This is a genomic window from Collinsella sp. AM42-18AC, assembly GCF_003467965.1.
Classification (GTDB): Bacteria; Actinomycetota; Coriobacteriia; order Coriobacteriales; family Coriobacteriaceae; genus Collinsella.
This window is the reverse complement of record NZ_QSFY01000023.1, coordinates 1-11,936: the sequence shown is the minus strand read 5'-3', so window position 1 is coordinate 11,936 and position 11,936 is coordinate 1. Positions and strand designations below refer to the sequence as shown.

Here is an 11,936-nt window from a genome sequence, read left to right as displayed (position 1 = left end):
TCCGGAGAGAAGCCCCGTCACGCCCCCGGATTCCCTGCGTTTACGGCCTTGAGGTCGGCGTGGGCGGAGATCGTGGCTGATGGGGATACGTGTCCCGGTCGCTGTTTCGCGGCTTTGTCGCGAAAGGCGCGTTACTTTGGGACGGGTGGGGAACGTGGTTGTTGCGGTAACTGGTCCCCGCCATAAATTACCCATGGCATACTTGCGCGAAAGCCTACTGGTGCTACACTTGCAATTGCTGTTTCAGGGCGGGGTGAAATTCCCCACTGGTGGTAAATCGGGCGGTGCCAAAGGGGTGCCGTGGCGCAGGCGAAGTGCCAGCGACCGAGCCGATGAGTCCGCGACCCGTGCGTGCGTTGGTTCGCATGCCGGCTGAACTGGTGAGATCCCAGTACCAACGGTTAGAGTCCGGATGAAAGAGGCAGGTGATCTTATGTCTGAACAGTCGCAGCATATCCATTTTGAGAACACGAATAGGTGGAGCACCAAACAGCTCGTTACCATGGCGTTGATGTGCGCCTTGGGAGCACTGTTTATGTATGTGCAGCTGCCCATCCTTCCCTCGGCGCCGTTTTTGACGTATGACCCGTCGCTGGTGCCGGCGATGGTGTGCGGATTTGCGTATGGCCCTGGTGCCGGCACTGCCGTTGCCGCCATGGCGATCGTTATCCATGCGCTCACTACGGGTGACTGGGTCGGCGCGCTTATGAACCTGGTTGCCACGCTGGGCTACATTCTGCCTGCGGCTATCGTCTACCAAAAGATGCACACCTACAAGGGTGCCGTGATTGGCCTGGCGCTCGGCGTCATTGCCGCTACGGCGCTGTCCATGGTCGCGAACCTGACCATCGGCGTTTGGTTCTGGTATGGCTCGGTTGATGTGATCGCCCCGCTCATGCTTCCCGCCGTTTTGCCGTTTAACCTTATCAAGACCGTGCTCAACTCGGTGTTGACGCTGGCGGTGTACAAGGCGGTCTCTAATCTCATCACGCCCAAGAAGGACCAGGTCAAAGGCCGCGCATGATTGAGTGTCGGGGCGTTTCCTTTAGTTATGACGGTGCCACACCGGCACTCGACGGCATCGATTTGAACATCGAGGATGGCGAGTTTTTCTGCATCCTCGGCGGCAACGGGTCGGGCAAGTCGACGTTCGCCAAGCATTTGAACGCGCTGCTGCAGCCCGATACGGGAACGGTGCGCGTCAACGGCATGGACGCGTCCGATCCCGAGCTGGTCTACGACATTCGCTCGACCGCGGGCATGGTATTCCAGAACCCGGATGATCAGCTGGTGGCGACGCTTGTCGAGGACGATGTTGCCTTTGGTCCCGAAAACCTTGGGGTGGAATCGGCCCAGATCGCGCAGCGCGTACGCGAGGCACTGAAGGGCGTGGGTTTGGTGGGCTTCGAGCGCCACGAGACCCATGCACTTTCGGGCGGACAAAAGCAGCGCGTGGCGCTTGCCGGCGTGCTCGCCATGGAACCGCGCGTGCTCATTTTGGACGAGGCGTCCTCGATGCTCGATCCGCGCGGGCGCAAGGGCCTTATGAAGGCCTGTCACGCGCTGCACGAACGCGGCATGACCATCGTGATGATTACGCACTTTATGGAAGAGGCAGCCGAGGCCGATCGTGTCGCGGTGTTTCGGGCGGGGCGCGTTGCCATGCTCGGTACGCCCGAGGAAATCTTGACGCGGGCGGACGAACTTGCGCAGCTCAACTTGGATATGCCGGCGTCGTGCTGTCTAGGTAGGGCACTTCGTGAGAAGGGCGTACCCGTTTGCGCACAGGTGCGTGAGGCGGATATGGTCGCTGAGATTGTGCAGGCTTATGCCGAGCGAAGTGGAGCAGGCATCGCGGGGCAGTCTTCCGTATCCCAGTTGGAAATCGCTGACGGCACTGTTTCGGCAGACAACGAGGACAACGCGTCGGAGCCCATCATCGAGCTATCCCATGTTTCGAACAGTTATTCGCTCAGTCCGCGCGAGCGCCGCCGCTGGCATAAGCGCTCGGCCACTGCGGGCAAATCGAGCAAACAGGCTCTCTGGGGAAACGACCCAAGCAGCCCGTGGGCGCTGCGCGATGTATCGCTGACGGTGCGTCGCGGCGAGTTCCTGGGGCTAGCAGGTCATACCGGTTCGGGTAAGTCGACGCTGGTCCAGCATCTCAACGGTTTGATTCGCCCCCAGGAGGGATCCGTCCGCGCGCTGGGGCTCGATCTGTCAAACAAGAAAGACGCCGCCGCGGTTAAGGCCAAGGTCGGCGTGGTGTTTCAATATCCTGAGCGTCAGCTGTTTGCCGAAACCGTGGCGCAGGACGTGGCGTTTGGTCCGCATAACCTTGGCTTGCCGCAAGATGAAGTCGACCGTCGTGTTGAGTCATCGCTCTCACGCGTGGGCCTCGACCTTTCCACGGTCGGCGACAAGAGTCCCTTTGAGCTTTCGGGCGGTCAGCAACGGCGTGTGGCATTCGCCGGCGTGCTCGCCATGGAGCCCGAAGTCCTGGTACTCGATGAGCCCATGGCGGGGCTCGATCCGGCTGCGCGCAGTGATTTCCTGGAGCTCATCGATCGACTTCACCACGATGGCCTGACCGTTGTCATGGTTTCGCACAGCATGGATGACCTGGCCAATTGCTGCGACCGTATCGTCGTAATGAACGAAGGTGCGGTGTTTGCCGAGGGAACCCCCGCGCAGGTGTTTGCGCATGCCGATGAGCTCAAGTCGATCGGCTTGGGCGTTCCCGCCGCCCAGCGTATGGCGCTGGCGCTTACGGAGGCGGGCGTGCCGCTGCGTCGCGGCGGGCTCTATACGGTTGAGTCTTTGGCCGACGAGTTGGTGGACCTGCTAATCGGTCGCTCGGGCGGTCCTTCTAACGTCGCGGACATTGCTAAATCCAAGACGGTTGCGCGAGAGGAGGGCTGCTAATGGAGGCGTTTTCGTTTGGCAGCTACTATCCCGGCGATAGTGCGATCCACCGCCTGGACCCGCGAACTAAGTTGCTCTTGGGCTTTGTGTTTCTGATCACGACGCTGACCGTCGGCGGTTTCCGCGGACTGGCCCCGGTCGCAATCTTCGTTGCCCTGATCTATACCGTGTCCCGGGTGCCGTTGCGCCGGGTCCTATCATCGATGGCGCCGCTGCTGGCGATTGTCGTGGTGGTCGCGGTGCTCAACCTGTTTTCCGACCAGAGCGGCCGCGTCCTGTGGCAGCTTGGCTTTTTGCAAGTGAGCGAGGGTTCGTTGCGTTCTGCGACGTTTATGGCGTGCCGCCTGACCCTGATGATGGCCGGCATGAGCGCCATTACGCTCACCACGCCCACGCTCGACCTCACCGCGGGCTTTGAGCGTCTGCTCGCACCGTTCGCACGCGTGGGGCTTCCGGCGCACGAGCTTGGCATGATTATGGGCATCGCGCTGCGGTTTATGCCGCAATTTGCCACCGAAATGAAACAGACAGCCGATGCGCAGGCAAGCCGCGGCGCGCGCGTGACGGGTGGTCCGCTCGGCGGCGTGCGCATACTCGCCAGCGTGGCAATTCCGCTGTTCACGGGTGTGTTTCGTCATGCCGAGACGTTGTCTGCCGCCATGGATGCCCGTTGCTATCATGGCGAGCAGGGCCGCACACGTCTGCATGCGCTTGCATTTGGCCGCGGCGATGCGTTGGCGGCGGTAGTGACGGCGTTGCTGCTCATCTGCGTCATCGTCATCAATCTTCAACTTGTTTAGGCGCGATTCGAGCGCAAGAAAGGGGTCCCTATGATCGACAACGACCGCACGGCGCAGCTCGAGCGCGCCTGTTCGTATCTCAGGCGCATTCCGGCGTGGTATCTGGCCACGACCGATGTGACCGACGGACATCAGCCTCGCGTGAGGCCGTTCTCGTTTGCCATGGTCGATGATGGCAAGCTGTGGTTTTGCACGTCGCGCGACAAGGACGTGTGGGCGGAGTTGAGTGCGAATCCCAAGTTTGAGGTATCGGGCTGGAAGCCGGGGGAGTGCTGGATCGTGTTAACTGGCGAGGCAGCGCTCGAGGATGATGCGGTCGTGAGCGACAAGGTGCGCCAGGCAGGCTTTAAGCACATGGTGGGCATTGGCGAGCAACACGATAGCGCCAACGACGGTCGCCTTGCGTTTTTCTCGGTGCGCAATATCGCCGCCCGCTTCTGCGATATCGACGGCAGCGAGGAGCGCCTGGTGCTCTAACGCTCACCAACCAGTATTCCGGGGTAGTTAATTAGCTAGTGCCAGGAGGACACATGGACGGATTGAAGACGGTGTTGGAGTATCTGACGTCAGTGCCGGCATGGTATTTGGCGACGAGCGTTGACGGACAGCCGCATGTGCGTCCGTTTTCGTTTGCGCAGATTCAGGACGGCAAGCTGTGGTTTGTAACGGCGCGCACCAAAGATGTGTGGCAAGAGCTGCTGCAAAATCAGCGCTTCGAGGCCACGAGTTGGTGGCCGGGCCATGGTTGGTTGATTCTGCGCGGGCGTGCGGGGCTGGAAGACCGGGCTTCGAGCGAAATGCGCGAGGCCGGATGGAAACATCTTGAGCGCTTGAGCGAGCACTATGAGGGGCCTAACGACCCCACGCTCGTCTTCTTTAGCGTCGAGGATCCCGAGGCTTTTATCTGCAATCACGACGAATGGGTGCCGGTCGAGCTCTAGCCGGCTGGCTCATCCTAACAACTTGGTTTTCGCATGGGCGGGCCCTGTATTGCCCGGCGCCGTTAGGAGCGCCGGTCAATACGGGGCCCGCTCCATTTGTCAATTCCTTCAAGCGAATGTGTCGGGAATGTTTCAATGCATGAATATGCAAGCCATTTACGTATTCATGCATCTTTTGGTGCTAAAGTTTCAACCCACTTCATAACGACCGCTGCGAAATGCGCATCGGTGCATAAATCGCAGACAAGGAGTCTGATATGTCATTGAAGGTTGGAATCGTTGGTGCGGCTGGATATGCCGGTGCCGAGCTCATTCGCCTCGTCCTCGGTCATCCCGAGTTTGAACTTGCTGCCATTACGTCTAACGCCGATGCCGGCCAGCCGTTGTCTGCGGTGTACCCGAGCTTTGCTGGCGTGAGCGATCTGGTCTTCACGACGCATGATGCCCCCGAGCTCAAGAACTGCGACGCGGTCTTTTTGGCCGTGCCGCACACGGCTGCCATGGCACAGGTGCCCGCCCTGCTTGCCGCAGGCGTTTCCTGCTTCGACTTGTCTGCCGACTACCGCCTGAGCGATCCGGCCGTGTTCGAGGCATGGTATGCCGCCGAGCACACGAGCCCCGAGTTGCTCAAGACCCGTGCCTTCGGTCTGCCCGAACTGTTCTCCCAGGATTTGGAGACCGCTGCATCCGACCACGCCGACGGCAAACCCTTGCTGGTCGCCTGCGCCGGTTGCTATCCCACCGCAACGAGCCTTGCCGCCGCGCCCGCCGTGCGCGCCGGCTGGGTTGCCCAGAGTGGCCCCGTGATCGTTGACGCCATCAGCGGCGTGACGGGTGCCGGTAAGTCCTGCAACGCCCGTACGCATTTTTGCAGTGCCGACGAGAACTTGGAGGCCTACGGCGTGGGCAAGCATCGCCACACGCCCGAGATTGAGCAAATCCTTGGCCTGACCGATCGCGTCGTCTTCACCCCGCATCTGGCACCGCTCAAGCGCGGCCTGCTCTCCACGGTGACGCTGCCGCTCACGCCGCAGGCCATCGACTCCCTGGCTCTTGAGGATGTCGTCGACTATTACAAGCAGTTCTACGCTGGACGCACCTTCGTGCGCGTACTCGATGCCGGTCAGCAGCCTAAGACGGCTTCGGTCGTCGGCACCAACGCCGCCCAGATTGGCCTCGCGCTCAACAAGCGCGCGGGCGTTCTGGTGGCGACGGGCGCCATCGACAATCTGTGCAAGGGCGCTGCGGGCCAAGCAGTCCAGTGCGCCAATATCGTCTTTGACTTTGACGAGCGACGAGGCTTGCCCACAGTGGCGTGCCCGGTGTAGCACATTCGATTGTTAACGATTTGGTAGTCGGGCATCGAGCGGGACGCCACTCTTAAGCTGGTCTCATGATCACGACTGGCATGGCGCACCAACCGATGTCCGTTTTTTGTTTGACATAAGGAGTCATAAAGACGATGAATACCGAGCTGTTTGATATCAAGATTCGCGCCGTCGAGGGCGGCGTTACGGCTGCGGCTGGTTTTAAGGCTGCGGGCATCCATGCTGGGTTCCGCAAGAACCCCGAGCGCCTGGATTACGCGCTCGTCGTGCCCGATAAACCCTGTCCCGGTGCCGGCGTGTTTACCACCAATCGCTTTTGCGCGGCGCCCGTGCAGGTGAGCCGTGCCAACCTGGGCGGTGCCGACAAGGGCTACGGAATCATCGCCGGCGTTTCGGTCAACTCTGGCAATGCCAACGCCGCCACGGGTGAGACGGGTCTTGCCTGCGCGCACGAGACGTGCAGCATCGCATCGCAGGTCATCGGCTGCGAGCCCCAGCAGATTCTGGTTGCCTCCACGGGTGTGATTGGCCAGATTCTGCCGATCGACACGTTTGAGACTGCCATTCCTGCTGCCTACGAGGCACTTTCCGCCCACGGTGGCGCCGATGCCGCTCGCGCCATCATGACGACCGACACGCACTCCAAGGAGTACGCCGTGTGTTACCGCAGCGAGGCCGCGGGGCACGCAGGCAATGCCTATACGGTGGGCGGTATGTGCAAGGGCTCGGGCATGATCATGCCCAACATGGCAACCATGATCGCGGTCATCACTACCGATGCCCCCGTCGAGTCGGCGGCGCTCCACGCCCTGTTGCTCTCCACCGTCAAGCAGACCTTCAACAAGGTAACGGTCGATTCCGACACCTCGACTAACGACACCTGCATCATGCTTGCCTCCGGCGCCGCCGCCGCAGATGCCGAGCCTATTGTCGAGGGCTCTGACGCCTTCGACGAGCTGGCCTTTGCCGTGCATGAGGTGTGCGAGAGCCTGGCGCGCAACATCGCCGCAGACGGCGAGGGCGCATCCAAACTCGTGACGGTTAGCGTCACCGGCGCCGTGAACGACGAGGAGGCCGATATCGCCGCTCGTGCTGTTGCCAACTCGCCGCTCGTCAAGACCTGCATCGCCGGCCACGACTGCAACTGGGGCCGCGTTGCCATGGCGCTCGGCAAGTGCGGCGTGCAGTTTAACCAAGAAGATGTGTCCATCGACATGATGGGTATGCCCGTCTGCCGTGATGGCCTGACCGTTCCCTTTGACGAGGACGAGGCGCTGCGTCGCTTTGAGGCGCCCGAGATTGTGATCTCGGCAGACCTGGGCGCAGGGGACGCGGCGACCACCGTGTGGACTTGCGACCTCACGCACGAGTACATCTCCATTAACGGCGATTACCGTTCCTAGACTCCCGATGTGCCGCGCGTCCCGCTGCAATCGCGGGCAACGAGGTGCGGCGCGATAGCTACACGAAAGACGAGGCAGACTATGAAGTTCGCACGCGATTGTCGCTCGAGCGAATCCAACGAAGTTACCGCGCAGCTGCTGTTCGAGGCGCTGCCGTGGATTAAGAACCTGACCGGTAAGACGGTCGTTATCAAGTACGGCGGTGCCGCCATGGTCGACGAGCAGCTGCGCCGTGACGTGATGAGCGACATCGTCCTGCTCAAGATTATCGGCATGCGCCCCGTTATCGTGCACGGTGGCGGCAAGGCCATCAACGAGGCGCTCGGCCACTACGACATCCCCGTCGAGTTTAAGAACGGCCAGCGCGTGACCACGCCTGCCACCATGGATATCGTGCGCGAGGTACTGGGCGGCAAGGTCAATCAGGAGCTGGTCGCGGCGCTCAACCACCACGGCAACCTGGCCGTGGGCGTGTCCGGCAGCGACGCCGGTACCCTTATCGCCGAGCCACTCGACCCAGAGCTCGGCCGCGTAGGCAAGGTCACGCACGTCAACACCGACTATATCGAGCGTTTGCTCGACAGCGAGTACATTCCCGTTATCGCCACGGTCGCAGCGGGGGAGGACGGTGGCTTCTTCAACATCAACGCCGATACCGCCGCCGGCGCCGTTGCGGCGGCGCTCCACGCGCATAAGGCAATCTTCTTGACCGATGTCGACGGCCTGTACAAGGACTTTAGCGATAAGGATTCGCTCATCTCCAACCTGACGCTCGACGAGGTCAACGAGATGCTCTACGGCGGCGAGGTCGATAAAGGCATGATTCCCAAGCTGCGCGCCGCCGTCGATGCGCTTACCGCTGGCGTGTTCCGAGCCCACATCATCAACGGCACGACGCCGCACTCGCTGCTGCTGGAGCTGCTGACCGATGCTGGCGTCGGTACCGTGATTCACTCCACCGAGACGGCCTACGAGTTCGATACGCATCCGCACCCGCTTTCGACGTTTGCCGCGCGCCTGACCGAGAACCTTGACGAGGTCGAAAAGCTCCAGACGGTCTAGCTGACCCGCGGTCGTCGCGTCCCTGCACCCATAGCCCTGCGCCGTACGGCGCCCAACGAAAGGCATCCCATGTCACTTGCAACTCAACAATCGCTCGAATCCCATTACGTTATGCATACCTTTGGTCGCTCTCCGGTAGAGTTTGTCGAAGGCCACGGCATGAAGCTCACCGGTGATGACGGCCGTGAGTATCTTGACTTTCTTGCCGGTATCGGTGCGTGCAGCCTTGGCCACGGCAACCCTGCAGTGCTCTCGGCGCTCGAGGCGCAGACCAAAAAGCTCATGCATGTCTCCAATTACTTCTACATCGAGCAGCGCGGACAGGTCGCGGCGCTGCTGTCCAAGCTTGCCAACGACGACGTAGATGGTGCGTGCGTGCTGGCCGATGCCATTGCCGCCGGCGATGAGACCACGGCCGCTGCGCTCGGTGCCCCGGCTGCGGACGAGCAGGTGTGGGAGACGTTCTTTGCCAATTCTGGTGCCGAAGCCAACGAGGGCTCGATGAAGCTCGCACGTCTGTACGCCAAGCGTGCTGGTAACGGCGGCAACACCATCGTATGCATGCGCGGCGGCTTCCACGGCCGTACGCTCGAGACCATTGCCGCCACCATGCAGGATTGGCTGCAGGACAGCTTCCGTCCGCTGCCGGGTGGCTTTGTGGCCTGCTCGCCCAACGATGTCGACGAACTGCGTTCGATCTTTAAGCAGCTGGGAAGCGAGGTCTGCGCTGTCATGCTCGAGCCGATTCAGGGCGAGAGCGGTGTGCACCCCATGACCGAGGAGTTTATGGCGGCGGCGCGTGACTTGGCACACGAGGCAGGCGCCGTTCTTATCGCCGACGAAGTCCAGTGTGGCATCTTCCGCTCCGGCAAGCCGTTTGCATTCCAGACCTATGGCGTGGAACCCGACATTATGAGCCTTGCCAAGGGCATTGCCGATGGCGTGCCCATGGGTGCCGTGGTGGCAAAGAAGGAAATCGCCGACGTGTTTAAGCCGGGCGACCACGGCTCGACCTTTGGCGGTAGCTGCTTGGCTGTCGCGGCGTGCGCCGCGACGCTCTCCGCGCTCGTGCGCGGCGGCTATGCTGAGCATGCCGCCAAGGTGGGCGCCTATATGGAGCAGGCGCTGGCCAAGCTTCCGCACGTTACCGAGGTGCGCGGTCGCGGCTTGATGCTCGGCTGCGACTTGGATGACGCTGCGGGCGATGCGCATGATATTGTTGCCCGCGCGCTTGCCGCCGGCGCTGTGATTAACGCTACTGGTGCCCACACGCTGCGTTTCCTGCCGCCGCTTGTCTGCGAGGAAGTCGACGTGGACGGCCTGATCGAGATCCTGGCGGGCGTTTTGGGCTAACGCGGCGCAATAACTCAATTTGGACCGGGTTCCGGAATGCGGACGTGCCCTATGCGGCATGATTCAGCGGTCTGGAGCCCGTTTTGCCACAAATCTGCAATGGCCAGGAGGTGGCGCGCGCAGACGTGGTGTAAGAGCGTCCCGAGGTCCGTCGCTGCAAGTCCCGATGTTACTCCTTCTTGAGACCGCGCCTCTCGACTATCTCGTCCACTATCTCCCTGGCGCGCCGCCCGAGCGCGCGGCGCCTCCCCTCTGTCGGGGCCGGCCTGCCCGCGGGCTCGGCGAAGCCCTCGGCGGCCGAGGCCTCGGAGAACACGCGCTGCTGGGACCACTGCCCCTCGGTCTCCATGAGGCTCGCGCACGTCAGGCGCAGCATCGACTCCCTCGAGGGGAAGGACTGCACGACCCTGTAGCGGCGCTTTATCTCGCGGTTGGCGCGTTCCTGGACGTTGTTGGTGCGGAGCTTGGCCCAGTGCGCCCTGGGGAAGGCCGTGAACGCCAGCGCGGAGTCCTCGGCCTGCTCGAAGACCTCGCCGGCCCTGGCGGACACCGACGCCACCCAGGGCGCCGCCTCGGCCCACACGCAGCGCGCGAGGTCGGGGTCGTCCTGGTAGACCGCGGCGTGCACGAGGTCCCTGACACCGCCTTGGAGTCCTCGGGCCTGCCCGAGCAGGCGCTCTGGAGGTTGCGCTGCAGGTGCGTCACGCAGCGCTGCCAGGCGCAGCCCTGGAACAGGCGCGAGACGGCGGCCACGAGCCCGGCGTGGTGTCGGAGACCACGAGGCGAACGCCGGCCAGCCCGCGCTCGCGCAGCCCGCCGAGGAATGCCGCCCAGGAGTCCTCGCTCTCGGTGTCGACCACGTCGCAGCCCAGGAAGTGCTTGCGCCCGTCGGCGCCCAGCCCGATCGCGGTCACGACGCCCTGCGAGACGACCGACGAGCCGACCCTGCAGCTCATGTAGGTGGCGTCGAGCCACAGGTAGCAGCACGGCGTGCCCGACAGGTCGCGGCGGCGGAACTCCGCCACCTCGGCGTCGAGGTCGGAGCAGAGGCTCGAGACCTCCGAGCTCGACAGCGAGGATATGCCCAGCTTGGACGCCACGCGCTCGACCTTGCGGGTGGACACGCCGCATACGTACATCTCCTGCACGATGGCGGCCACCGAGGTGTCGACGCGCGACCATCGCGCGAGCATGCCCTCGGGGTAGTAGGTGCCGTGCCTGAGCTTGGGTATCTCGAGCTCCACGTCGCCCACGGCGGTCTTGAGCGACCTGGGGCGGTAGCCGTTGCGGCTGTTCTCCCTGCCGTCGCTGCGCTCGTTGCGGCTCGCGCCGCACATCTGCTGGGCCTCGGAGTCCATCAGCGCGTTCATCACGCTGCCCAGCACCCTGCACGCGAACTCGCGCGCGTCGCCGCACTCCTGCCAAAGCCTCGCCGCCTCGAGGGCCTCGTCGCGGCCGAGGCGCAGTACACTCTCTTCTTGGGGCATCGCCTTTCCTTCCATCCGTCACCTTCATTACTCCAACGACGAATTCTAGGCGGTGTCCCCTCCCTTTCGAGAAAGGGCGGAGGCGGGGCATGCCCCGCCTCTTACACCACATCTCTGCGCGCTACCGGCCAGGAGAGCCTTTGGACAAAAAATGCCAAATGTGAGTACTGTCACCAGCTGAATCTCATATGAAACCGACTATCTAGGATTAGTTAGACCACACATGTTCAGTTATGTTAATGGGGAAACAGCTAGCAAAGGCTTCAAATCGCTGATTCAGGGCTAGATTTACCCAGCGAAACCCAAAAATCGCTGCTACAAAATTAGTAACAGTACTCATTTTTGCCATTTTTTGGCCACGGCCTTTGTGACGGACGTGCTGGCGGGTTCGAATCCCATGCACCGGGCGCAAACAAAAACGGTCCCCTTTCGAGGACCGTTTCCAAATCAGTGGTGGGCGATGAGGGATTCGAACCCCCAGCCTTGTGCGTGTAAAGCACCTGCGCTAACCGTTGCGCCAATCGCCCGTGCGGAGAGAGTATAGCAAAACAATCGCCTCATTCATCTCATATCCATTAAAGGTAACCGTCGCGTGTCACAGCCCTTGATTATCGACTTTATCCGAACACCTCCCATA

At 62.1% G+C, this 11,936-nt stretch carries 10 protein-coding genes, 1 tRNA gene, 1 pseudogene and 1 riboswitch; of the genes and pseudogenes, 9 read left to right on the top strand and 3 right to left on the bottom strand.

Annotated features, from left to right (window positions below):
• The first annotated feature begins 235 nt into the window (after positions 1-235).
• Positions 236-428, top strand: a riboswitch (FMN riboswitch).
• Between the two features lie 5 nt (positions 429-433).
• The 9 genes from DW913_RS09700 to DW913_RS09660 all read left to right on the top strand — a co-directional run bounded on the left by DW913_RS09700 (position 434) and on the right by DW913_RS09660 (position 9,812).
• Positions 434-1,024, top strand: coding sequence for an ECF transporter S component (locus DW913_RS09700; protein ID WP_117635948.1), 591 nt, complete (start codon positions 434-436; stop codon positions 1,022-1,024).
• Positions 1,021-2,925, top strand: coding sequence for an energy-coupling factor transporter ATPase (locus DW913_RS09695; RefSeq protein ID WP_117798359.1), 1,905 nt, complete (start codon positions 1,021-1,023; stop codon positions 2,923-2,925). The genes DW913_RS09700 and DW913_RS09695 overlap by 4 nt, the downstream gene beginning before the upstream one ends.
• On the top strand, positions 2,925-3,725 hold the full coding sequence (locus tag DW913_RS09690; RefSeq protein ID WP_117798358.1) for an energy-coupling factor transporter transmembrane protein EcfT: 801 nt from the start codon (positions 2,925-2,927) through the stop codon (positions 3,723-3,725). The genes DW913_RS09695 and DW913_RS09690 overlap by 1 nt, the downstream gene beginning before the upstream one ends.
• A 30-nt stretch (positions 3,726-3,755) precedes the next feature.
• Entirely contained in the window at positions 3,756-4,202 is a 447-nt protein-coding gene (locus DW913_RS09685; protein WP_117798357.1) for a pyridoxamine 5'-phosphate oxidase family protein, read from the top strand.
• A 53-nt stretch (positions 4,203-4,255) separates the two neighbouring features.
• Positions 4,256-4,666: a pyridoxamine 5'-phosphate oxidase family protein gene (locus DW913_RS09680; protein ID WP_117798356.1), complete on the top strand. Its 411-nt coding sequence runs from the start codon at positions 4,256-4,258 to the stop codon at positions 4,664-4,666.
• Positions 4,667-4,923: 257 nt separating this feature from the next.
• Positions 4,924-5,994: an N-acetyl-gamma-glutamyl-phosphate reductase gene (gene argC, locus DW913_RS09675; RefSeq protein WP_117798355.1), complete on the top strand. Its 1,071-nt coding sequence runs from the start codon at positions 4,924-4,926 to the stop codon at positions 5,992-5,994.
• 134 nt (positions 5,995-6,128) lie between these two features.
• Positions 6,129-7,397, top strand: a complete 1,269-nt coding sequence (gene argJ, locus DW913_RS09670; protein ID WP_199580832.1) for a bifunctional glutamate N-acetyltransferase/amino-acid acetyltransferase ArgJ — start codon at positions 6,129-6,131, stop codon at positions 7,395-7,397.
• A gap of 81 nt (positions 7,398-7,478) precedes the next feature.
• Positions 7,479-8,459: an acetylglutamate kinase gene (gene argB, locus DW913_RS09665; protein WP_117798353.1), complete on the top strand. Its 981-nt coding sequence runs from the start codon at positions 7,479-7,481 to the stop codon at positions 8,457-8,459.
• Positions 8,460-8,528: 69 nt separating this feature from the next.
• Positions 8,529-9,812 carry an aspartate aminotransferase family protein gene (locus DW913_RS09660; protein WP_117798352.1) on the top strand — a complete coding sequence of 428 codons (1,284 nt, stop codon included), beginning with the start codon at positions 8,529-8,531 and terminating at the stop codon, positions 9,810-9,812.
• Positions 9,813-9,981: 169 nt separating this feature from the next.
• Here the strand turns inward: DW913_RS09660 and DW913_RS10230 are convergent, their stop codons facing one another.
• From DW913_RS10230 to DW913_RS09650, 3 genes and pseudogenes are all read right to left on the bottom strand, one after another.
• Positions 9,982-10,440 carry a transposase gene (locus DW913_RS10230; protein ID WP_255415064.1) on the bottom strand — a complete coding sequence of 153 codons (459 nt, stop codon included), beginning with the start codon at positions 10,438-10,440 and terminating at the stop codon, positions 9,982-9,984.
• Between the two features lie 98 nt (positions 10,441-10,538).
• Positions 10,539-11,182 (bottom strand): annotated as a pseudogene (locus DW913_RS10225) (IS256 family transposase); the annotation flags it as partial.
• Between the two features lie 568 nt (positions 11,183-11,750).
• Positions 11,751-11,826 (bottom strand) — tRNA-Val (locus DW913_RS09650).
• Positions 11,827-11,936 lie beyond the last annotated feature (110 nt).